Origin of the sequence: Pleomorphomonas carboxyditropha (assembly GCF_002770725.1) — a bacterium.
Taxonomy (GTDB): domain Bacteria; phylum Pseudomonadota; class Alphaproteobacteria; order Rhizobiales; family Pleomorphomonadaceae; genus Pleomorphomonas; species Pleomorphomonas carboxyditropha.
The window spans coordinates 55,823-78,394 of the sequence record NZ_NQVN01000007.1; the positions used below are offsets into that span (position 1 = coordinate 55,823).

Consider the following 22,572-nt stretch of genomic DNA (forward strand, 5'->3'; position numbering starts at 1 on the left):
CTGCCATGACCTCCCGAGCCGATCTTCCCTACCGCCCCTGCGCCGGGGCCGTGCTGATCAACCGCGCCGGCCTCGTCTTCGTCGGCCACCGCGCCGACCTCGAAGGCGCGCCGGAGGCCACCCCCTGGCAAATGCCCCAGGGGGGCATCGACGGCGACGAAGCGCCGCTCGACGCCGCCCGCCGCGAGCTCTGGGAGGAAACTTCGGTGCGCTCGGTCGAACTTTTGGGTGAGGCGCCGGAGTGGTATCGCTACGACGTTCCCGACGAGCTCGCCACCGGCCGCTTCCAGCGAAAGTGGCGCGGCCAGACGCAGAAGTGGTTCGCCTTCCGCTTTCTCGGCGACGACGGCGAGATCGACATCGCGCGACCGGGCGGCGGCGCCCATCCGGCCGAATTCTCCCGCTGGGCCTGGAAGCCGCTGTCCGAGGTGCCAAGCCTCGTCGTCGCCTTCAAGCGGCCGATCTACGAGAAGGTCGCCGCCGCCTTCGCCGATCTGGCGGTGCCCGCGTGACCGGCCGCATTCCCGCCGCCCTCGTGCCGCCGAACCCGGCCGAGCGCGAACCGCTCTTGCCCGACCTTCCCTACAGGCCGAACGTCGGCATCTGCCTGTTCAACGCGCAAGGACTGGTGTTCGCCGGCAGAGCCTACGCCAATCCCTTCGGCTGGCCGGATCCGGAAATTTTCTCCGCCGGCGCCGACTGGGCGCTGCCGCAAGGCGGTATCGACCCCGGCGAGGACATCGTCGCGGCGGCCCGCCGCGAGCTCTGGGAGGAGACCGGCGTTAGGAGCGCCGAGCTGGTCGCCGTGACCGACGACTGGTGGAGCTACGACTTTCCCGTCCGCGGCGCCAAAATTCACAAGCTCCATCCCTTCCGCGGCCAGCGCCAGCGCTGGGTCGCCTTCCGCTTCACCGGCAGCGAGGACGAGATCACGCTGGCCGCCGCCCATACCGACGAGCCGCCGGAATTCCTCGAATGGCGCTGGCGGCCGCTGGCCGAACTGCCCAGCGTGGCTCCGCTGCATCGACGGCAGCAGTACAGACGCGTGGTGACTGCCTTCGGGGATATCGGCCCGGCTTGAGCCGTCACCGCCGGCGCCGGCCGGCCGCCTGATCGGCGGCGCGGGCGAGCGTCAACAGCGTCTCGCCGACGATGTCGGCGGAAAGCGCCGGATTGAGGCGGGCATCGCGCGCCGCCTCGCCGAGCACGACGATCGCCCTGGCGAGCCGCGCCGGCGGCCACAGGCCAAGCGCCGCCTCCACCCTGCCCTTGCGCTTGAAGAACACCGGCGGCCGGGCGCCATTGACCGCATCGGCCGGGGAAACGCCGGCATCGACGGCGGCGCGCAACTCGTCGAGCAGCATGAAATGCCGCAGCGCCGCACCGGCGATCTGGCCGGCGTCGACCCCCTCGGCCCGCGCCTTGGCCAGTCCTTCGACCAGCCCGGTCAGGGCGCCGCCGGCGGCGGCGTCGATCACCTCATCGACGGCGAAGGTGGAACTGTCGCCGATCAGCGCCTCGACATCGGCGAGGGTAATGGCTCCGGTTCCATGGGCGTGCAGACAGAGCTTCTGGATTTCGCCGCGCGTCATCAGCCGGTCGCCGCCCAGAAGCGACACCAAGAGGGCCCGCGCCTCCGGCGCGATGGAAAGCCCGGCCGCCCTCGCCTCCTCGTCGATCAGCGCGCCGATCGACCGCTCGTCGTCGGCAAAGCAGGGAATGGCATAGGCCCGGCTCTCCTGCTCGAACAGCACCCTCAGCGGATTGGATTTCTTGAGATCGCCCGCCTCGACGACGATCGCCGTGTCGGGCGGCGGCTGCTTGAACAGCGCCCGGAAGCGACCGGCGAGATCGGCGCGGCCGCCACCGTCACGCAGGAGGATCGCCCGCCGGCTCGAGAACATCGACACCGCATAGGCTTCGTCGGCGAGCCGGGTCGGGTTGGCCGTCAGCTCGGACGCCTCGATGCGGACCAAGGCAAAGGGATCGCCGGGGTCGGAGAAGGCCGCGGCGATCGTTTTCGCCCGTTCGGACACCAGGCCGGTATCCGGCCCGTAGACCAGATAGAAGGCGACATCCTGCGGCGGCCGCGCGACGAGGCGATCGGCCTCCTGGGCGCGCGCCGCCACCATCGCCTCAGCCCTTGCCGATCAGCGCCGAAGACAGGCGCAAGCGAATGTCGGCCGCCGCCGCCCGGGCCGCCCGATCCTCGGCATCCTGTTGCGAGCGGACGTTGGCATAGCGCTGCGAGGTCACGTCGAAGGAAGTGGTGGTGTAGACGTTGTCCGAGGTGACCACCCGGCCGGTGGCGATCTCGGTCAGCGTGTAGGTCGTGGTGAGCGACACCAGCTTGGCCACCGCGATGTCTTCGCTGGCCCGGATGGCGAGATCCGAGACGCGCGTCGTCAGGATGAGGTGCAGCCGATATTTCGGCGTCACCAGCGCACTGCCGCCGCGCAACTGGAAGATCAGCTCGTTCATCAACGTCTGCGCCACGCGGTCGGTCTGCGCCTCGACGGCGATCGAGGCGAGCTCCGTGACCATCGCCGGCTTGCCGCCCGCCGCCGGCGAACCGACCGGCGCATAGACGGGCCGCACCTGGCAGGCAGCGAGAAGACCGGCGACCGCCAGCAGCAGAACGCCGCGGCGAAGGAGATCAGACGACCACATTGACGATCCTCTGGGCGACGACGATGACCTTCTTCGGGCTCTTGCCGTCGAGCGCCTTGATCACGGCTTCGAGCTTCAGCACCTCGGCCTCCACTTCGGAGGCGGAGGCCGTCCGCGCCACGGTAACGTCGGCGCGTTTCTTGCCGTTGACCTGCACCGGCAGCGTCACCTCGTCCTCGACGAGCAGGGCCCGGTCGACCACCGGCCAATCGGCGAGCGCCACCAGACCGTCATGGCCGAGCGCCGCCCAGCTTTCCTCGGCGAGATGCGGCGTCATCGGCGCCATCATGCGGACGAGCAGGCCCGTCGCCTCGGTCAGCGCCGCCGCGGCGACGCCGTCGGCGGCCAGCAGCGCCTTGTCGCCGGCGAGCGCCCCGGCCAGTACGTTGACCAGCTCGTAGATCTTGGCCAGCGCCACGTTGAAGCGCAGGCCCTCGATATTCTCCTCGACGGCGAGGAGCGCCTTGTGCGCCGCCTTGCGCAGGGAGAGCGCCAGCTTGTCGCCGCCTTCGGCCCGGTCGGCGGTCGGCACCAGCTCGGAGGCCTCCGACACGATGCGCCAGACGCGCTGCAGGAAGCGGGAAGTCCCCTGGGCGCCGGCCTCGGTCCACTCGACGTCGCGCTCCGGCGGGCTGTCGGACAGCATGAACCAGCGGGCGGTATCGGCGCCGAAGCTGTCGATGATGTCGGTGGGGTCGACGGTGTTCTTCTTCGACTTCGACATCTTCTCGATCGGGCCGATCTTGACCGGTGCACCCGAGGAGAGCAGCCGCGCCTTGCGGGCGCCGGTCTCCTCGACGATCTCGACATCGGCCGGCGACAGCCATTCGCCGCTGTCCGACTGGTAGGTCTCGTGCACCACCATGCCCTGCGTGAACAGGCCGCGGAACGGTTCGTCGAAGCCGACGTGGCCGCATTTCTTCATGGCGCGGGTGAAGAAGCGCGAATAGAGCAGGTGCAGGATGGCGTGCTCGATGCCGCCGATATACTGGTCGACCGGCAGCCAGGCATTGACCACCTCAGGCACGGTCGGCGTCTGGGCGCGCGGCTCGGTGAAGCGGCTGTAGTACCAGGACGAATCGACGAAGGTGTCCATGGTGTCGGTTTCGCGCCGCGCCGGCTTGCCGCACTCGGGACAGACGCACCTGGTGAAGGTTGGATGCCGGTCGAGCGGATTGCCGGGGCGGTCGAACTCGACGTCCTCGGGCAGGCGGACCGGCAGGTCCTTGGCCGGCACCGGCACCACACCGCAGGTCTCGCAATGGATGACCGGGATCGGGCAGCCCCAGTAGCGCTGGCGCGAGATGCCCCAGTCGCGCAGGCGGTAGTTCACCTGCCGCCTGGCCGCCGGCGCGCCGTGAAGCGTCGTCGCCTCGAGCTTGCTCGCCACGAGGTCCTTGGCCGCCTCGACGTCCATGCCGTCGAGGAAATCGGAGTTGAACAGCTTGCCGTCCTCGGTATAGGCGATATCGCCCACCACGAAGGCGGCGGGATCGGCGCCTTCGGGCAGCACCACCGGCGTGACGGTGAGATGGTATTTGCGGGCGAAATCCAGGTCGCGCTGATCGTGCGCCGGGCAGCCGAAGATGGCGCCGGTGCCGTAGTCCAAGAGCACGAAATTGGCGATGTAGACCGGATAGCTCCTGCCGTTGAACGGGTGCTTCACCGAAAGGCCGGTCGCAAGGCCCTTCTTCTCGGCCGTCTCCAGCGCCGCCGCCGAGGTGCCGATGCGCCGGCACTCGTCGCAGAAGGCGGCGACCGCCGGATCCCCTTCGGAGAGCGCCTTCGCCACCGGATGATCGGCGGACAATGCCAAGAAGCTCATGCCGAACAGCGTGTCCGGACGGGTGGTGAACACCTCGATGGTCGGCTCGCCGGCCACCGCCGGTCCGTCGATCTCGAACCGAACCCTCAGGCCCTCCGACCGGCCGATCCAGTTCTTCTGCATGGTCCGGACCTTTTCCGGCCAGCGGTCGAGCGTATCGAGGGCGGAGAGCAGCTCGTCGGAATAGTCGGAGATCTTCAGGAACCACTGCGTCAGCTCGCGCTGCTCGACCAGCGCGCCTGAGCGCCAGCCCCTCCCGTCGATCACCTGCTCGTTGGCGAGCACGGTCATGTCGACCGGGTCCCAGTTGACCTTGGACTTCTTGCGGTCGACGAGGCCGGCCTTCATGAAATCGAGGAACAGCTTCTGCTGCTGCGTGTAGTAGTCCTCGTCGCAGGTGGCGAACTCGCGGCTCCAGTCGAGCGACAGACCCATGCTCTTCAGCTGGCCGCGCATGGTGGCGATGTTCTCGTAGGTCCACGTCTTGGGATGGACGTGGCCCTTCATCGCTGCATTCTCGGCCGGCATGCCGAACGCGTCCCAGCCCATGGGATGCAGCACGTTGAAGCCCTTGACGCGCTTATAGCGGGCCACCACGTCGCCCATGGTGTAATTGCGCACGTGCCCCATGTGGATGCGGCCGGACGGATAGGGGAACATCTCGAGCACGTAATACTTGGGACGCGGATCGTCGTTCTTCGTCTCGAACACCCTGGCCTCGGTCCAGGCCCTCTGCCAGCGCGTTTCCGCTTCGCGCGCATTATATCGCTCGGTCGCCATCGTCTCGTCTTCTGTCCTGATCCACGCCTGTCGCGGGCCGGCAGCGCCAAAGGCATGCGGCCACGCGAAAAACTCACGGCATGACCATCATCAGAAACGGTCCCTAGGGTCAATGCTCTGGAGCACCGCGGCCGGCGTTTTCCGTCCGGCCGCGGCAGGATCGATGGAATCGAACAACGAAATCAGGCGCCGACGAAGTCGGTGGCGTGATCCTTGACGAAGGTCTCGAAGAAACGGGGCGGCCGGCCGGTCATCTTCTCGACGGCCGGGCTGACGATCGACGCCTTGCCGTCGCGGATGGTGTCGAACTCGGCGACGCGCTCGGCGATCAACTGTTCCGGCACGCCTTCGGCGGCGAGGCGCGCCTCGTAATCGGCGGCGGCGATCGGCCGGAAGGCGATCGGCCGGCCGGTGACGTGGCTCATCACCTCGGCGGCGCGCGACAAGGGAATGGCGGCGGGGCCGGTGAGCACCAGCGTCTGGCCGTCGAAGTCGGAGCCGGTCAGCGCCGCCGCCGCCGCGGCCGCCACGTCGCGGCCGTCGACGAAGCTGATCAGTCCCTCGTCGGTCGGCAGCGCCAGCTCGCCCTTCCGGACGTCGTCCTTCCAGACGGTGCGGAAATTGTCGGCGAACCAGTTGGCCCTGAGGATAACGAAGGGCAGGCCGGAATTCTCGAGGACCAGTTCGAGACGGCGATAGGGATTGTCGTCGGAAACGTCGGCGGCGATGGTGGACAGCAGCACCGCCTTGATCTTGCGGTCGACCACATGCCGCATCACCGGCATCAAGGCGGCGATGACGTCGAGCGGCGCCGACGGCATCAGGACAAAGACACGGTCGACTCCCTCGAACAGCGGCGCGATGCTGGTCGGATCGCGGAAATCGAAGCGCAGGACCTCGGCATCCGGATGCGTCTGCCCGTCCAGGGCGGCTGCCTTCACGGTTTCGCCTTTCGCCACCAGTTCGGAAACGACCAGCTGACCGATAGTGCCGGTGGCGCCGAGAACGAGGATGCTGTCTGCCATGAGGGGCTCCGTCAGAAAGTCAGATCCGGCCGGACGGCCGGCGGAAGAAACAACGCCTCACCCCGCATCGGGTTCCCGCCGCCGACCGATCTCGACCGCCTCCGCCAGACGGTCGATCTCGCGATCGGCGAAAACGGAAAGACCATGCGCGGCAAGAAGCACCGCGGTAACGCCGGCACCGCCGATCCGCCGCCCGGAGAAGCTGCCGTCGTAGATATCGAGACTGCCGCAGGACGGGCTGCGATCGATGAGCAGCGCGTAAGCGCAACCGCCCCTCCGGGCAAGATCGAGCGCCGCTTCGGCGCCGGCGACGAAGGCGGCGGTCACGTCTTCGCCGGTGGCGGTCATCACGCGCGCCCGTCCCGCCAGCACGTCGGCGCCGGAACCGCCGACGATCTCCGCCGGCGGCCGCGGTACCGGCAGGCCGCCCAGGAGCTCGGGACAGAGCGGCACCAGCCGGCCTTCGGTCTGCCAGCGGTCGACGCGCGGGTCGGCCAGCAGCTTGCCGGCGCCGTCGTAGCGAACCGGCCGGCCGATCAGGCAGGCGGAGATCAGGATGCGGTCCATCGGCACCACCGGCGGCATGCGAAAAGGGCGTCTTCCTGAGTACGGAAGACGCCCCTTTTGTCTCGTTCCGAGAGGCCGCCGTCAATCTTCGTCGGTGCGCATCAGGATTTCGCGCTTGCCGGCGTGGTTGGGCGGGCCGACCAGCCCTTCCTTTTCCATCCGCTCGATGAGCGAGGCGGCGCGATTGTAGCCGATGCCGAGCCGACGCTGGATGTAGCTGGTGGTGGCGCGCTTGTCGCGCAGCACCAGCGCCACCGCCTGATCGTAGAGGTCGGCGTTTTCGTCGAGCGGCGCCCCCTCGCCACCGCCGCTTTCTTCCTCGTCGTCGGCGGTGATGTCGTCGAGGTAGTCGGGCGCGCCCTGCGTCTTGAGGTGGGCGACGATCGCCTCCACCTCGCCGTCGGAGACGAACGGACCGTGGACGCGCTGGATGCGGCCGCCGCCCTGCATGTAGAGCATGTCGCCCTGGCCGAGCAGTTGTTCGGCGCCCTGCTCGCCAAGGATGGTGCGGCTGTCGATCTTCGACGTCACCTGGAAGGAGATGCGCGTCGGGAAGTTGGCCTTGATGGTGCCGGTGATGACGTCCACCGACGGCCGCTGCGTCGCCATGATCACGTGGATGCCGGCGGCGCGGGCCATCTGGGCGAGCCGCTGCACCGCGCCCTCGATCTCCTTGCCGGCCACCATCATCAGATCGGCCATCTCATCGATGATGACGACGATGAACGGCAGCGGCTTGAGCTCCATCTCCTCGGTCTCGAAGATCGGCTCGCCGGTCTCCTTGTCGAAGCCGGTCTGGACGGTGCGGTTGATGCTCTCGCCGCGCTCGATCGCCTGCGCCACGCGGGCGTTGAAGCCCTCGATGTTGCGCACGCCGACCTTGGACATCTTCTTGTAGCGGTCCTCCATCTCGCGGACCGTCCACTTGAGCGCCACCACCGCCTTGCGCGGATCGGTGACCACCGGCGTCAAGAGATGCGGAATGCCGTCGTAGACCGACAGCTCCAGCATCTTCGGGTCGATCATGATCAGCCGGCATTCCTCGGGCGTCATCCGATAGAGAAGGCTGAGGATCATGGTGTTGATCGATACCGACTTGCCCGAACCGGTGGTGCCGGCCACCAGCATGTGCGGCGTGCGGGCAAGGTCGATGATCACCGGCTCGCCGCCGATGGTCTTGCCGAGCGAAAGCGCCAGCCGGCCCTTGAACTTCTCGAAATCCTGGCTGGCGATCAGCTCGCGCAGATAGACCATCTCGCGCCGCTGGTTGGGCAGCTCGATGCCGATGGCGTTCTTGCCGGGGATGACGGCGACGCGGGCGGCGACGGCGCTCATCGAGCGGGCGATGTCGTCGGCGAGGCCGATGACGCGGGACGACTTGATGCCCGGCGCCGGCTCCAGTTCGTAGAGCGTCACCACCGGACCGGGGCGAACGTTGAAGATCTCGCCCTTGATGCCGAAATCCTCGAGCACGCCCTCGAGCAGGCCGGCATTCTGCTCGAGACTGTCGGGCGTGTACTGGACGCCGTTGCCGCCCTTGGGTTCGGCGAGCAGCTCGATGGCCGGAAACTCGAAGCGGCCTTCATCGAGCAGCGACAGCTGCGTGCCGCCCTTGGCCCGCTTGCCGGGCTGCATCGGCGGCGCCGGCGCCTTGACGCGGGCCGCCGGCTTCTCCGGCTGGGCGGCGGGCTTGCCGATGCGCGAGGCGGGGCCGCGCAGCGGCGCCGGGCGCGCCTCATAGGTGCGCGGCACCGGCGCCACGGCGACCGGCTGCGGCGGCGCGATCATCTCGGTCTCGTCATAGTCGGACAGACGGTCGTCCATGGCGAACGGCGGCGGATCGTCCTCCTCGTCATCCTCCGGAGCCGGCTCGGGCGCGGCGGCACGCGGCCGTTCCACCGGCGCGAAAGACGGCTCCACCCGGCCGCCGCGCCGTTCGGCCACCGGCGGTTCGTAGTCGTCCTCGTCGTCGGCGGCAGGCTGTGCGACGGCGCGCGGGCGTGCGGCGAGCGTCGGCTCGGCGCGACGGGTCACCGGCGGCTCGTAATCGTCCTCCTCGTCGTCGTATTCCTCGCCGGGATAGGCGAAGGCCGGACGACGGAACAGGCGGCGGGACAGGCCGGCGCGCAGCGTCAGCCACCAGTGGCCGGCGACACCGATGAGCGCGCCAAGCCGGCCCTCGCGTCCTTCCTCGTCCTCGTCGTCGTCATCGTCGTCGACGACGACCGGCGCCTTGGTGCCGATGCGATGGCCGGGCACGCCCGAGGCATAGAGCATGGCGGCCAGCGCCAGGGGCCCGGTCACGATCAGCACGACAAGGCGCAGCGTGTCCGTCAGCACGCCGTTGTTGAAGGCGGCCGGCAATTGCAGCACGAGGTCGCCGATGGCGCCGCCGAGGCCGGTCGGCAGCGGCCAGCCGGTGGTCGGCGGCAGCGCGCCCATGAAGGCGGCGCCGATCAGCGTGCCGATCAGCCAGCCGATCAGCCTGTTACGGGCCACGTGCGGGATGCGGCCGATAGTGAGCTGCCAGCCCCAGATCACCACCGGCGCCAGGAACAGCGCGGCGTTGAGGCCGATGAGCTGCATGATCAGGTCGGCGGTTACCGCGCCGATCGACCCCATGACGTTGCGGGTCGGCCCGTCGGCGATATGGCTCCAGCTCGGATCGTCCACCGACCAGGTGGCGAGCGCCGCCGACAGCGCCGCGACGCCGGCGATCAGCAGCAGGCCGGAGGCGCCGGCGATATTGCGCAGCATCGCCTGCCTGAGACGATCCTCGCGACTCGGCGCCGCGCGCCGCATCCGCTGGTCGAGATCCTTGAGATTGGCGGCACGGCGGGCATTGGCCGGGCGCGGCTCATACGGCCCGTCGAGCCGGCCGCCGGTCTCGCGAAGGCGGGGACTGGTCCTCATTTCTGCTCTCATGACAGAACCTCCGAGAGACGGCTCAACGCCTCGCGACTTGTCTCGAGGCTTTCGACCATGGCGATCCGAATGAAATCGTCGCCCGGATTGACGCCCTTGGCGTCGGTTGCCGACAGATAGCCGCCGGGCACCACCTTGACGCCCGTCTCCTTCCAGAGCCGGGCCGTCACGCCCTCGCCGCCGCCCCAGCGGCCGACGTCGAGCCACAGGAAGAAGCCGCCGGGCGGCACGAGGTCCGGGAAGCGATCGCCGAGAATCTCCCGGGCGACGGCATATTTCAGATCGTAGAGACGCCGGTTTTCGACGACATGCGCCTCGTCGGCGAGCGCGGCGACGGCCACCGCCTGGATCGGCATCGGCACCTGCGGCGCCGTGACGTTGCGCAGGGCCGCCCAGGCCTTCAGGAAGCCGGGATCGCCGATCGCGAAGCCGCAACGGGCGCCCGCCAGATTGGAGCGCTTGGATAGCGAATTGAAGGCGACGACGCCGGTGAAATCGCCGCCGATACCGAGCGCGGCGGAGAGCACGCCGTCCGGCGCCCAGCCCCGCCAGATTTCCGAGTAGCACTCGTCGGAGAACAGGAGAAAGCCGTAATGGCGGGCCAGCCGGACGAGATCCTCGAGCCTTGCAAGATCGGCCACCGCCCCTTGCGGGTTGGCCGGGCTGGCATGAAAGGCGGCGACGGTACGGGCAAGGAGATCGGCCGGCAGCCTTTCGAAGCGCGGCAGGAAACCATCCTCGCGACCGGCGGCGACCAGCACCGGCTCGGCGCCGGCCGCCTCGGCAGCGGCGGCATAGACCGCATAAAAGGGGTTGGGCAGCAGAATGGCCGGACGCGGCCCCTTGGCGTCCCCGGCAAGCCGCACGGCGGTGAGCGTCGCGTGGAACAGACCCTCGCGCGAACCGTTGAGCGGCAATACGCCGTCGTCGCGGTCGATCGCGCCATCGGCAAGCGCGAATCGCTTCTCCGCCCAGTCGGCGACGGCGGCGCGGAAGGCCGGCGTGCCCTTGATCGGCGGGTAGCGAACGAAATCGGCCAGCGCGGCGGCAAGCACCGGGCCGACGAAACCCGGCACCGGATGGCGCGGCTCGCCCACCGACACGTCGATCGGCGGGCGGCCCGGTTCGATGCCGGCGATCAGCCGGCCGAGACGCTGGAAAGGAGAAAGAGGAAGCGGCACGCGGGACGACATGAACACCAGAGCTCGGGCAACGGGTGATTCGGTCCGCCGCCCAGGAAGCGGCCGGACCTTCTCGTTCTGCCGTCCACTCTAGGCATCCATGGTTAAACGCGCTTTAACCCTGCCGCCAGTCCTTGCCTCAGAGCGCTTCCTCGTCCTGCTCGCCGGTGCGGATGCGCAGGGCGTGCTCGATGGCATAGACGAAAATCTTGCCGTCGCCGATCTGGCCGGTCTTGGCCGCCGCGGCGATGGTTTCGACCACCTTTTCCGCCTCGATGGCGGGCACCGCCACCTCGACCTTCAGCTTGGGCAGGAAGCTGACGGCGTACTCGGCGCCGCGATAGATTTCGGTATGGCCTTTCTGGCGGCCGTAACCCTTGACTTCCGTGACCGTCAGGCCATGGACGCCGAGCGAGGTCAGCGCGTCTCGAACTTCGTCGAGCTTGAAGGGCTTGATGATGGCCGTCACGATCTTCATGGGGCACCTCTTTTCCGGTCTGTCTCGAGATTGCACGCGGCGGCGGTTCGCCTGCGGTCGATATGACGACCATAACGTGACGGGCGCATGCGCCAAGAGGGAAATAGGGCGAAAGCCATCCTGCCCGCGCACTTCCGCGGCGATTGCGCCCAAAGGATGATTCCACAAAAACGGCCCAAACAAAAGCCGACGGGCGGACTCCGTCTGGAATCCGCCCGCCGCATATCGCGCGAGAACCGTGGTCCGGCTCAGTTGTAGGCGCGCTCGCCGTGGGTGGTGACGTCGAGGCCTTCGCGCTCGGCCGTCTCGGTGACGCGCAGGCCGATGATCGCCTTGACGATGGTGAGAGCGATCACCGACACGATGCCCGACACCAGGATGCAGATGATCACCGACACGATCTGCGCCGTGACCTGGGTGCCGAAACCGGGATAGTCGGCATAGATGCCGCCGAGCGCCGGATTGGCGAACACGCCGGTCAGGATGGCGCCGACGATGCCGCCGACGCCGTGCACGCCGAACACGTCGAGCGCGTCGTCATAGCCGAACTTGGACTTGACCCAGGTCGAGGCCCAGAAGCAGATCGCGCCGGCGGCGAGACCGATGATCACCGCGCCGAACGGGCCGGCGGTGCCGCAAGCCGGGGTAATGGCGACGAGACCGGCGACCACGCCCGAGGCACCGCCCAGCAGCGAGGCGTGACCGCGGGTCAGCCATTCGGCGAACGGCCAGGCGATGGCGGCAGCGGCGGTGGCGACGATGGTGTTGACCAGGGCGTAGCCGGCGACGCCGTCGGCGGCAAGCTCGGATCCGGCGTTGAAGCCGAACCAGCCGACCCACAGCATCATGGCGCCGATGTAGGTCAGCACCAGGTTATGCGGGGCGAAGTTGTCGCGGCCGAGACCGATACGCTTGCCGCCGATGATGGCGATGACCAGACCGGCGATACCGGCGTTGATGTGCACCACGGTGCCGCCGGCGAAGTCGAGAGCACCCCAGTTGGAGCCGATGTAGGAGCCTTCGCCGCCCCAGACCATGTGGGCCATCGGCAGATAGGCGAAGGTGAACCACAGGACCAGGAAGAAGATCACCGCCGAGAACTTAACGCGCTCGGCCGAGGCGCCGATGATCAGCGCCGGCGTGATGCAGGCGAAGGTCATCTGGAAGCCCACGAAGACGATCTCGGGAATCGAGCCGGAAACCGAATCGGGCGTGATGCCGGCCAGCATGGCCTTGTCGAAGTTGCCGATGAACGGCGACAGGGCGGTTGCCGTCTCCGGCATGGAGAAGGCGATCGAGTAGCCGTAGATGATCCACAGGATGGCCATCACGGCAAAGCCGATAAGGCACTGCATCAGGATCGACAGCACGTTCTTGGAGCGGACGAGACCGCCGTAGAACAGCGCCAGCGCCGGCACCGTCATCATGACGACCAGGACGGTGGAGACCAGCATCCAGGCGGTATGCCCGGGATCGGCGGTGGCAACCGGGGCGGCGGCCTCGGCGACCGGCGCGACCGCGTCCTGGGCGAAAGCCGCGGCGGCCGAAAGCGCCAGCACCGGCGCAGCCGCGAGAAGTGGCTTGAGATACTTCATCGAAATCCTCTTGGATCGGTTGTCGACTGTCCGCTCGGTGTTTGCCTTTCGCGGCAGCGACACGGGCGGCGTGCCTTCGGAAGCCCGGCCGGGCTTCCCGGATGGGTCAGAGCGCCTCGCCGTCGGTCTCGCCGGTGCGGATGCGGACGGCGTGTTCGATGGAGGTAACGAAGATCTTGCCGTCGCCGATCTGGCCGGTCTTGGCGGCCGACGAAATGGCTTCGACGACCTTGTCGACCTGGTCGGTGGCGACCGCCACCTCGACCTTCAGCTTGGGCAGGAAGCTGACGGCATACTCGGCGCCGCGGTAGATTTCGGTATGGCCCTTCTGGCGGCCATAACCCTTGACTTCCGTCACCGTGAGCCCGTGCACGCCGAGAGCATTGAGCGCGTCGCGCACCTCGTCCAGCTTGAAGGGCTTGATAATGGCCATGACGATTTTCATGGGGTTCCTTCCATCGATTGGTCCCCGGACCGAACGCGCACCCCCGCGATGCGCCCCGTCGCGGAACTCGATGCCCCCGATAGAATCAATCTTTGTGCCAAGCCGACCGCGGATGCGGCAGATTCTGCTTTCTCTTAACCAAATGCCTTGTTTTCGCCGATTTTGCCGGCGGATCGACAGGGCTGCATGACCATTTCCCCGGCAAAAACTCGAATGTGCCCATCTTGAAATCACAAGTTAGGCTCATGACTGCCTATTTGGTGGGCAGTAATTGCCCGTATGGGGCGCCTTGGCGACCGCCGTTTCTCGGACCCGCTCAGAAAGCCGCCACCGGTCCTTGGCCACCATCCGCAATCCCACTATGCTGGTTCCGTCGTCCACGGCCAAAGGGAAGGGAAGACGAGATGAGCGAGACAGTCGACAGAGTGGACGTGCTGGTCGCCGGCGGCGGTTACGTCGGCCTTTCCGCCGCGCTGGCGATCGCCGCCTCGGTTCCGGGCGCCCGCGTGGCGCTCGTCGATCCCCGCCCCTGGCGCGACGCATCGGGCGATCTGCGCGCCTTTGCCGTGGCGGCGGCCGGCCGCCGCATGCTTGCCGCCCTCGGCGTCTGGGACAAGCTCGCCGACGAGGCCGAACCGGTACGCGAGATGATCGTCACCGATTCCCGCCTCGATGATCTGATCCGGCCGGTCTTCCTCACTTTCGAGCGGCAGGAGGAGGGCGATCCCCTCGCCCACATGCTGCTGAACGGCCCGCTGGTCGCCGCGCTCGGCGCCGCCGCCGAGGCGGCCGGCGTCCGCTTCCTGTCGCCCGACAGCGTCCTGGTCACCGAGCCGGTGCCGGGCGGCCGCCGCGTGACCCTGGCGTCCGGCAGGACGCTCGTCGCCTCGCTGGTGGTAGCCGCCGACGGTGCCCGCTCACGTCTGCGCACGGAGGCCGGCATCGGCGTCAATTCCTGGAGCTATGGCCAGTCGGGCATCGTCGCCACCATCGAGCATGACCGGCCGCACGAGGGACGCGCCGAGGAACACTTCCTGCCGGCCGGCCCGTTTGCCGTGCTGCCGCTTAAGGGCGGCTACCGCTCGTCGCTGGTCTGGAGCGAGCGGACCGACATCGCCGATCGCCTCGTTGCCGGCGCCCCCTTCCTGTTCGACGCGGAACTTTTGCGCCGCATCGGCCACCGCCTCGGCGAGCTACGCGTCATTGGCCGGCGGCAAGCCTTCCCGCTCGGCCTGACGCTGGCCCGTCGCTTCACGGCCGAACGGCTGGCGCTGATCGGCGATGCGGCGCATGCCATCCATCCGATCGCCGGCCAGGGCCTCAACCTCGGCTTCAAGGATGCGGCGGCGCTGGCCGAAGTGGTGGCCATCGCCCTGCGCGCCGGCCGCGATCCGGGCACCGCCGACGTGCTCGACGAATACCAGCGCTGGCGCGGTTTCGACACGCTGCGCATGGCGGCGATGACCGACGGACTGAACCGGTTGTTCTCCAACGACTTCGTGCCGCTGCGGCTGGTCCGTGACTTCGGGCTCGGCCTGGTCGACCGGCTGCCGCCGGTCAAGCGCATCTTCGCCGATGCCGCCGCCGGCGCGCCGGGACCGTCGCCCCGCCTCGTCGCCGGCGAGCCGATCTGAGAGGCAGCCCGTCAGCCGAAGACGATGGAGGTCCGCGTCGAAAGCCGCGGCAGGAGCTTCAGCATGTCGGCGCGGCTCAATGCCAGGCAACCGGCCGTCGGGCCGAAATCGGCGCGCGCGAGGTGAAAGAAGATGGCGCTGCCGCCGCCCCGGATGCGCGGCCGAAGGTTGAAATCGAGCACCAGCACCACGTCATAGGCATGATCGTCGCGCCACATCGCCTCGTGGCTCTTCGGATACGGGCGGCGGACCGGCCGGTTGTAGTTGCGGTCGGTCGCGTCGTCGCACCAGCCGTCGTCCGGCCGGAGCGGCAGAAGCGGAACGCCGGAGCGCGGCCGCACCCTGAAGCGATCGGGCCGGTAGAAGCCGCCGACGATCCGCAATCGGCCGCGCGGGCTCGCGCCGTCGCCTTCCCGTTTCAGCGCCGTCAGCCCCGACCGGCCGATGGCCGCCGCCATGTCGACGCCGCCAGCGACAAGCCGGCCGAGCGTGGCATGCGGCGATCTCACGCGAACGTGAAGGCGCGTGAGCGCCGAGCCCTTCGGTTTCAACTTGCCGTGCATATTTTCCGCCTTGCTTGACAGACGGTCGCGAAGGACCGACAGACGGTATAATTTTGTGAAGTATCCGGTCCGCCGTGATAATCTGGCAGAGATCGGATGAATCGCCAAGCCGGCGCAATGCACCCTCAAGACGAGAGGCAGGCTACCGGCGGCGATCATCTTTGACGGGGATGACATGACCGCTCGAAAAATTCTGATCGTCGACGACGACCCCGACCTCCGCGAGGCGCTGGTCGAACAGCTGTCGCTGTTCGACGAATTCGAGCCGCTCGAGGCGGAAACCGCCACCAAGGGCATGCAGGTTGCCCGCACGGGCCACGTCGACCTCGTCCTGATGGATGTCGGCCTGCCCGACATGGATGGCCGCGAAGCCGTGAAGATCCTCAGGAAGGGTGGCTTCGCCGCGCCGGTGATCATGCTGACCGGCCACGATACCGACAGCGACCAGATTCTCGGCCTCGAGGCCGGCGCCAACGACTACGTCGCCAAGCCGTTCAAGTTCGCCGTCCTCTTGGCCCGCGTGCGCGCCCAGTTGCGCCAGCACGAGCAGTCGGAAGAGGCGGTGTTCACCATCGGCCCCTATACCTTCCGCCCGTCGGCCAAGCTCCTGGTCGATTCCAAGGGCGGCAAGATTCGCCTCACCGAGAAGGAGACTTCGATCCTGAAGTTCCTCTATCGCGCCGGCGACAAGGTGATCACCCGCGACGTGTTGCTGCACGAGGTCTGGGGTTACAACGCCGGCATCACCACCCACACGCTCGAGACGCACATCTACCGGCTGCGCCAGAAGATCGAGAAGGACCCGGCCAACGCCCAGCTCCTCATAACCGAGGGCGGCGGCTACAAGCTGGTGCCGTGATCCCACAGCCCTTCGGGGTGGAAAACCCGGCCTGCACCGGCGGGCCGGAGATTGGGCGGTTAACCTTCCGCGAGCGGCATGGTAGGGAATCTGCGTCACGCGCCGCGTGATCGGCAGGTTCCGCCACCGTTCGCCCCGCCCGCACCAGGCCATCATGAGTCTCGAGTCCGATATCAAGCTGCTCGGCACGGTGTCCATGCTTTCCGACTTCACGGAGGACAAGCTGCGCCTGCTCGCTTTCTCGGCCGAGAACCGCGATTTTCGCGACGGGCAGCGCCTCTATTCGGCCGGCGATCGGGCCGATTGCGCCCACGTGGTGGCTTCGGGCGAGGTCGCGCTGTTTCCGCCGGGAAACGCCGAGGTGGCTTCGGAAGTGGTGGGGCGCGGCGCTCTTCTCGGCGGGCTCGCCCTGATCGTCGACGGCGACCGGACGATGACCGCCGTGGCGCGCGGCCGGGTCGAGACCATCCTGATCCGCCGGCCGCTGTTCCGCCGCATGCTCGACGAGTTTCCGGAAATTGCCGCCGGCCTGCACCGCCGCCTGTCGGCCAACGTCCGCGACACGACCTCGCGGCTGATGACCGTGCGCGACCGCCTCGACCGGCTCGGAAGCTGATCCGCGCCCGAGTCAGACGTCGATGCTGACCATCACCGGCGCATGGTCGGACGGACGGTCCCAGTCGCGCGCATCCTTCAGGATCCGGAAATCGCTCACCCGCCCGGCCATGTCGGGATGGGCCCAGATATGGTCGAGCCGCCGGCCCTTGTCGGCCGCCCGCCAGTCCTTGGCACGGTAGCTCCACCAGGAATAGAGCTTTTCCTCGAGCGGCACGAACCGTCGGGCGATATCGACGTAACCGACCGCCGAACGGACCGCCTCCAGCTTCTCGCATTCGATCGGCGTATGGCTGACGATCTTCATGAGCGCCTTGTGCGACCAGACGTCATGTTCGTGCGGCGCGACGTTGAGATCGCCCACCACCACGTCGGGCAGGCCGTCCCCGGCCGTCGGCAGGAAGCCCTTCATCTCGTCGAGGAAGCGCAGCTTGTGGTCGAACTTCGGATTGATGACGACGTCCGGCTCGTCGCCGCCGGCCGGCACGTAGAAGTTATGCACGCGGAAAGCGGAGTTGCCCTCGCCGATCACCGCCGAGATGTGGCGCGGATCGCCGACCTTTTCGCAGAACTCGCGAACGCGGACGTCGCCGAGCGGCAGGCGCGACACGATGCCGACGCCGTGATAGCCGCCGCGGCCGCCGTTCACCGCGATATGCTCGTAGCCGAGCTTGCGGAAATCGGCGGCCGGGAACTGGCCGTCCTGGCATTTGGTCTCCTGCAGGAACAGCACGTCGGGCGCCGCCTCGTTGAGCAGCCGCTCGACGATGAGCCGGCGCATGCGGACGGAGTTGATATTCCAGGTGGCGATCTTGACCTGTCGCATGGGCTTTCGGGATCTCCGGACGTGAAAAGGCCCGCGAGCGAAGCACGCGGGCCCGGAACGATCGGTCAGCCTTGGGCTGGGCTCACTTGTCGGCCTTGGCGGCGTCGTTGAGCTTGCGGGCGCGGGCGTTGGTCGCCTCGAAGATACGGGCCGCCTTGCCGCGCAGATCGCGCAGGTAGTAGAGCTTGGCCCGGCGCACCTTGCCGCGGCGCACCACTTCGAGCGAATCGATCATCGGCGAGTAGATCGGGAAGACGCGCTCGACGCCCTCGCCGTAGGAAATCTTGCGAACGGTGAAGCTCTCGTTGAGGCCGCCACCCTTGCGGGCGATGCAGACGCCTTCGTAGGCCTGCACGCGGGTACGACTGCCTTCGGTGACCTTCACGTTGACGCGAACGGTGTCGCCGGGAGAGAACTGGGGCAGCTCGCGCTGGGCCTTGACGACGGCCATCTGCTCGGCCTCGAGCTCCTGGATGATCTTGCTCATCTTTGGATTCCTTCTTTTTCCTGAGCCGACCAGAGCGCCCGGCACATCGTCACATCGAACGAAGGGGCGATACGTCAATCAACTATGGGCGGGGTTCCTACACGAGGCTGACAGGTTTGTCGACCACTTCCGCCCAGATTCTTTGCCGGAAAGCGCTCATTTCCGGCCTTCGGTGTCACGACGCGCAGCCCAGAGGTCCGGCCGCCGCTCGCGCGTCACCTTTTCGGCGTCGGCACGGCGCCAGGCATCCACTTTCGCGTGGTCGCCCGACAGCAGCACCGGCGGGATCGCCTCGTCCTCGAACACCGGCGGACGGGTGTACTGGGCATGCTCGAGGAGGCCTTCCTCGAAGCTTTCGGTGAGGCCGGAGAGGTCGTTGCCCATCACGCCGGGCAGGAGGCGCACCACCGCGTCGAGAAGCACGACGGCCGCCACCTCGCCGCCCGACAGCACGTAGTCGCCGATCGATATCTCCTCGAGTTGCCGGCGACCGATCAGCCGCTCGTCGACGCCCTCGAAGCGGCCGCAGACGATGACCACGCCGGGACCGGCGGCGAGCTCGCGCACGCGCGCCTGCCTGAGCGGCGCCCCGCGCGGCGTCATCAGGAGGCGCGGCCGGGAATCATTTTCCGGCGATACCGCGTCGACGGCGCGCGCCAGCACGTCGGCCCGCATCACCATGCCGGGACCGCCGCCGGCCGGCGTGTCGTCGACGTTGCGGTGACGGCCTTCCGCGAAGTCGCGGATCTGCGTCGTCCTCAGCGACCAGCCGCCTTCGCCAAGCGCCCGGCCGGCCAGGCTGACGCCCAGCGGACCGGGAAACATCTCCGGATAAAGCGTCAGCACGTCGGCGGCAAAGCCGGTCACGGCGCATCCTCCCCCTCTGGCTTGCCGCCCTCTTCGAGCAGACCTTGCGGCGGCTCGATAGTGGCCTTGCCGACGGCAAAGTCGAGGACCGGCACGACGGCGCGGGTAAACGGCACATAGACCGAGGCGCCGCCGGGCCGCCGTACCTCGAGGAGATCGCCGGCGCCGAAGTCGGCCACCGCCACCACCGTGCCGACCGGCTCGCCGGCCGTCGTCTCGACGGCAAGGCCCAGGAGATCGGCATGATAGAACTCGTCCTCGTCCGGCGGCGGCAGCGCCGAGCGGTCGACGTAGAGCTTCGTGCGGTTGAGCTTTTCGGCGGCGGTGCGGTCGGCCACGCCCTCGAAGGCGACGACCAGCATGTCGTCCTTCAAGTGCCGCAACGACTTGACTTGGAAAAGGCCGCCTCGGCCGTCATGCAGCGGGCCGTAGTCGGCGATCGCCATGGGATCGGCGGTATGCGCCTTGACGCGCACCTCGCCGCGCACGCCGTGAGCGGCGCCGATCTCGGCGATCAGGATGGACTTCTGCGGCTCGGCCACGGCAGGTCTCCGGCAACGAAAAGGACCGCCCCGCGGGGCGGGGCGGTCCCTTATGGGATGAACTCAGGCCGAAATCACTCGGTCGGAGCCTCGACGGCGGCGGCCTTCTCGGCCCGCTCGGTGGCGCGCTCCTTGGCCTTGTCGCCCGGCTCGGCCTTCTTCGGGTTGTTGCGGGCCGGACGGTTGGCGAGACCGGCCTTGTCGAGGAAGCGCAGCACGCGATCGGTCGGCTGGGCGCCCTGGTCGAGCCAGTACTTGGCGCGGTCGGCATCGAGCACGACGCGGTTCTCGGCGTCGTCGGCCAGCATCGGATCGAAGGTGCCGATCTTCTCGATGAAGCGGCCGTCGCGCGGCGAGCGGGCGTCGGCGATGACGATCGAGTAGTGCGGGCGCTTCTTGGCGCCGCCGCGGGCGAGACGGATCTTGAGGGACATCGGGGTTACTCCAGCTTGGTTTGTCTTGAGGTTGGGGAGAGGCGCCGCCTACTGGCGAAGCGCCTCGTGATGCCTGATCACTTCCGTGATGATGAAGTTCAGGAATTTCTCGGCAAAATCGGGATCGAGCCGGGCGTCGGCGGCAAGCGCCCGGAGCCGCTCGATCTGCACCTTCTCCCGCGACGGATCGGCCGGCGGCAGACGATGCTCGGCCTTGAGCCGGCCGACCTTCTGCGTGCATTTGAAGCGCTCGGCCAGAAGGTGGACCAATGCGGCGTCGATGTTGTCGATCGAACCGCGCAGTTCCAGGAGCTCGGCCATCACCGGATCGAGCGTCGTCATTTCTTCGGCCCCTTCGGCAGGCCGGGAAGACCCGGCAATCCCGGCAGGCGCCCGCCGGGCAGGCCCGGCAGGCCGGAAAGACCGGGCGGCAGGGCACCCGGCAGGCCCGGCGGCAAACCGCCCTTTCCGCCAAGGCCGCCGCCCATTCCCATGTCGCGGGCCATCTTCTCGAGCTGGGCGGGATCCATCTTCGACGGGTCGGGCAGGCCACCGCCGCCCATCATGGCGCCGAGCTTGCCGAGGCCGCCGAACAGGCCACCCTTCTGCTTGCCCATCGCCTTCATCATGTCGGCCATCTGCCGGTGCATCTTCAGCACCTTGTTGACGTCGGAGACGTCGGTGCCGGAACCGGCGGCGATACGCTTGCGGCGCTTGGCGTCGATCAGGGCGGGCTTGGCCCGTTCCTTCTTGTTCATCGACTGGATGACGGCGAGCTGCCGCTTCAAGAGGCGATCGTCGAAGCCGGCGGCGGCGAGCTGGTTCTTCATCTTGCCCATGCCGGGCATCAGGCCGAGGATGCCGCTCATGCCACCGAGCTTCTGCATCTGGCCCAGTTGGTCGGCGAGATCGTTCATGTCGAACTCGCCCTTGCCCAGCTTGGCGGCCATCCGGGCCGCCTTCTCGGCGTCGATGTTGGCGGCGGCCTTCTCGACCAGCGCCACGATGTCGCCCATGCCGAGGATGCGGTCGGCCACCCGTTGCGGGTGGAAGTCCTCGAGCGCGTCGGCCTTCTCGCCGACGCCCATCAGCTTGATCGGCTTGCCGGTGACGGCGCGCATGGACAGCGCCGCGCCGCCGCGGCCATCGCCGTCGACGCGCGTCAAGACGATGCCGGTGATGCCGATCTGGCCGTCGAAGGCGCGCGCCGTGTTGACGGCGTCCTGGCCGGTCAGCGCGTCGGCGACCAGCAGCACCTCGTGCGGTTGGGCGATGCGCTTGACGTCGGCCGCCTCGTTCATCAGCGCGTCGTCGACGGTGACGCGGCCGGCGGTGTCGAGCAGCACCACGTCGTAGCCGCCGAGCCGGGCGGCCGTCAGCGCCCGCGCCGCGATCTCCTGCGCCGACTGTCCGGCGACGATCGGCAGCGTGTCGATGCCGTTCTGCTCGCCGAGAACCTTCAATTGCTCCATGGCCGCCGGACGCCGGGTGTCCAGCGACGCCATCAGCACCTTCTTGCGCTGCCGCTCGGTGAGGCGCCGGGCGATCTTGGCCGTCGTGGTGGTCTTGCCCGAGCCCTGCAGGCCGACCATCAGGATGGCCACCGGCGCCGGCGCTTCGAGGTCGATCGGCTGGGCGTCCGAGCCGAGCGTTTCCACGAGCTGATCGTGGACGATCTTGACCACCATCTGGCCGGGGGTGACCGACTTCACCACCTCGACGCCGACGGCGCGGTTCTTCACCTTGTCGGTGAACGACTTGACGACGTCGAGCGCCACGTCGGCCTCGAGCAGCGCCCGCCGCACCTCGCGCATGGCTTCCGCGACGTCGGCCTCCGACAGCGCACCGCGGCGGGTGAGCTTGTCGAAAATGCCGGCAAGGCGATCGGAAAGGCTTTCAAACATCGGCGGTCCCCGTCGAACGGTCGGTCGGACCGCTCATATGGTCCCGGCCGCCGCGAAACCCAAGCACCGCACGCATCCGCGGGCGCGACGCGCTGGCGGATGTTGACCTCCGGGATCGTGCCCCGGTCGGCGGCTCGGCTGTCGCAACAGGACGAGAATGGACCGCCATTAGCGGCAAGGCGGCACCGAGTCAAGGAAAACCGGGAAATCCTTCGAGGACTCCCGGGAAACGCAGCCACAGTCATCTGTTGCCGCGGCGAAATGCCGGCCGTGCCGGTCGCCGCCGGTCATGCGGCCAACCAACCACCTGTTCCCCGCAAGTCGTTTGATGTAAGACCGAGCCAACGCAA

General features: G+C 68.1%; 22 protein-coding genes and 1 pseudogene. 5 read left to right on the forward strand and 18 right to left on the reverse strand.

Annotation, left to right across the window (positions count from 1 at the left end; all coding sequences use genetic code 11):
* Positions 1-5: 5 nt before the first annotated feature.
* Together CJ014_RS12420 and CJ014_RS12425 are read left to right on the forward strand one after the other, a co-directional pair.
* Complete coding sequence (locus CJ014_RS12420) at positions 6-512, forward strand: RNA pyrophosphohydrolase (RefSeq protein WP_100080799.1); 507 nt, start codon at positions 6-8, stop codon at positions 510-512.
* Positions 509-1,081 (forward strand): RNA pyrophosphohydrolase, encoded by a 573-nt coding sequence (locus CJ014_RS12425; RefSeq protein ID WP_245427290.1) that lies wholly within the window; start codon positions 509-511, stop codon positions 1,079-1,081. The genes CJ014_RS12420 and CJ014_RS12425 overlap by 4 nt, the downstream gene beginning before the upstream one ends.
* A 4-nt stretch (positions 1,082-1,085) precedes the next feature.
* Here CJ014_RS12425 and holA read toward each other — a convergent pair whose 3' ends face one another.
* The 10 genes from holA to CJ014_RS12475 form a co-directional block, all read right to left on the reverse strand.
* The gene (gene holA / locus CJ014_RS12430) at positions 1,086-2,132 is read right to left on the reverse strand and encodes a DNA polymerase III subunit delta (RefSeq protein ID WP_100080800.1); all 1,047 of its coding nucleotides are present in this window, start codon (positions 2,130-2,132) and stop codon (positions 1,086-1,088) included.
* A 4-nt stretch (positions 2,133-2,136) separates the two neighbouring features.
* Positions 2,137-2,670: an LPS assembly lipoprotein LptE gene (locus tag CJ014_RS12435; protein WP_100080801.1), complete on the reverse strand. Its 534-nt coding sequence runs from the start codon at positions 2,668-2,670 to the stop codon at positions 2,137-2,139.
* On the reverse strand, positions 2,657-5,275 hold the full coding sequence (gene leuS / locus CJ014_RS12440; protein WP_100080802.1) for a leucine--tRNA ligase: 2,619 nt from the start codon (positions 5,273-5,275) through the stop codon (positions 2,657-2,659). The genes CJ014_RS12435 and leuS overlap by 14 nt, the downstream gene beginning before the upstream one ends.
* Positions 5,276-5,457: 182 nt before the next feature.
* Positions 5,458-6,300: an NmrA family NAD(P)-binding protein gene (locus CJ014_RS12445; protein WP_100080803.1), complete on the reverse strand. Its 843-nt coding sequence runs from the start codon at positions 6,298-6,300 to the stop codon at positions 5,458-5,460.
* Between the two features lie 57 nt (positions 6,301-6,357).
* Positions 6,358-6,867, reverse strand: coding sequence for a 2-thiouracil desulfurase family protein (locus tag CJ014_RS12450; protein ID WP_100080932.1), 510 nt, complete (start codon positions 6,865-6,867; stop codon positions 6,358-6,360).
* A gap of 81 nt (positions 6,868-6,948) precedes the next feature.
* Complete coding sequence (locus CJ014_RS12455; RefSeq protein WP_425351912.1) at positions 6,949-9,780, reverse strand: DNA translocase FtsK; 2,832 nt, start codon at positions 9,778-9,780, stop codon at positions 6,949-6,951.
* Between the two features lie 8 nt (positions 9,781-9,788).
* Positions 9,789-10,985: an aminotransferase class I/II-fold pyridoxal phosphate-dependent enzyme gene (locus tag CJ014_RS12460; RefSeq protein ID WP_100080804.1), complete on the reverse strand. Its 1,197-nt coding sequence runs from the start codon at positions 10,983-10,985 to the stop codon at positions 9,789-9,791.
* Between the two features lie 127 nt (positions 10,986-11,112).
* Entirely contained in the window at positions 11,113-11,451 is a 339-nt protein-coding gene (locus CJ014_RS12465) for a P-II family nitrogen regulator (RefSeq protein WP_100080805.1), read from the reverse strand.
* Between the two features lie 248 nt (positions 11,452-11,699).
* Positions 11,700-13,046: an ammonium transporter gene (locus CJ014_RS12470; protein WP_100080806.1), complete on the reverse strand. Its 1,347-nt coding sequence runs from the start codon at positions 13,044-13,046 to the stop codon at positions 11,700-11,702.
* Positions 13,047-13,152: 106 nt separating this feature from the next.
* Positions 13,153-13,491: a P-II family nitrogen regulator gene (locus CJ014_RS12475; protein ID WP_026791442.1), complete on the reverse strand. Its 339-nt coding sequence runs from the start codon at positions 13,489-13,491 to the stop codon at positions 13,153-13,155.
* Positions 13,492-13,895: 404 nt separating this feature from the next.
* Between CJ014_RS12475 and CJ014_RS12480 the strand changes: the two genes are divergently transcribed.
* On the forward strand, positions 13,896-15,125 hold the full coding sequence (locus CJ014_RS12480; RefSeq protein ID WP_100080807.1) for an FAD-dependent monooxygenase: 1,230 nt from the start codon (positions 13,896-13,898) through the stop codon (positions 15,123-15,125).
* 11 nt (positions 15,126-15,136) lie between these two features.
* Here the strand turns inward: CJ014_RS12480 and CJ014_RS12485 are convergent, their stop codons facing one another.
* Positions 15,137-15,688: a L,D-transpeptidase family protein gene (locus tag CJ014_RS12485; RefSeq protein ID WP_207765736.1), complete on the reverse strand. Its 552-nt coding sequence runs from the start codon at positions 15,686-15,688 to the stop codon at positions 15,137-15,139.
* Positions 15,689-15,863: 175 nt separating this feature from the next.
* Here CJ014_RS12485 and CJ014_RS12490 point away from each other — a divergent pair, with 175 nt between their 5' ends.
* Positions 15,864-16,547, forward strand: a complete 684-nt coding sequence (locus CJ014_RS12490; RefSeq protein WP_100080808.1) for a response regulator transcription factor — start codon at positions 15,864-15,866, stop codon at positions 16,545-16,547.
* Between the two features lie 154 nt (positions 16,548-16,701).
* Positions 16,702-17,163, forward strand: coding sequence for a Crp/Fnr family transcriptional regulator (locus CJ014_RS12495; protein ID WP_100080935.1), 462 nt, complete (start codon positions 16,702-16,704; stop codon positions 17,161-17,163).
* Between the two features lie 12 nt (positions 17,164-17,175).
* Here the strand turns inward: CJ014_RS12495 and CJ014_RS12500 are convergent, their stop codons facing one another.
* The 7 genes and pseudogenes from CJ014_RS12500 to ffh all read right to left on the reverse strand — a co-directional run bounded on the left by CJ014_RS12500 (position 17,176) and on the right by ffh (position 22,222).
* On the reverse strand, positions 17,176-17,988 hold the full coding sequence (locus tag CJ014_RS12500) for an exodeoxyribonuclease III (protein WP_100080809.1): 813 nt from the start codon (positions 17,986-17,988) through the stop codon (positions 17,176-17,178).
* A gap of 91 nt (positions 17,989-18,079) precedes the next feature.
* A pseudogene (gene rplS / locus CJ014_RS12505) lies at positions 18,080-18,475 on the reverse strand (50S ribosomal protein L19); the annotation flags it as partial.
* A gap of 156 nt (positions 18,476-18,631) precedes the next feature.
* Entirely contained in the window at positions 18,632-19,342 is a 711-nt protein-coding gene (trmD, locus tag CJ014_RS12510; protein ID WP_100080811.1) for a tRNA (guanosine(37)-N1)-methyltransferase TrmD, read from the reverse strand.
* Positions 19,339-19,884, reverse strand: coding sequence for a ribosome maturation factor RimM (gene rimM / locus CJ014_RS12515; protein ID WP_100080812.1), 546 nt, complete (start codon positions 19,882-19,884; stop codon positions 19,339-19,341). Before rimM ends, trmD begins: the two co-directional genes overlap by 4 nt.
* A 74-nt stretch (positions 19,885-19,958) precedes the next feature.
* Positions 19,959-20,318, reverse strand: a complete 360-nt coding sequence (gene rpsP, locus CJ014_RS12520) for a 30S ribosomal protein S16 (RefSeq protein WP_100080813.1) — start codon at positions 20,316-20,318, stop codon at positions 19,959-19,961.
* A gap of 48 nt (positions 20,319-20,366) precedes the next feature.
* Positions 20,367-20,660, reverse strand: a complete 294-nt coding sequence (locus CJ014_RS12525) for a chorismate mutase (protein ID WP_207765737.1) — start codon at positions 20,658-20,660, stop codon at positions 20,367-20,369.
* Positions 20,657-22,222: a signal recognition particle protein gene (gene ffh / locus CJ014_RS12530; RefSeq protein ID WP_100080814.1), complete on the reverse strand. Its 1,566-nt coding sequence runs from the start codon at positions 22,220-22,222 to the stop codon at positions 20,657-20,659. Before ffh ends, CJ014_RS12525 begins: the two co-directional genes overlap by 4 nt.
* Positions 22,223-22,572 lie beyond the last annotated feature (350 nt).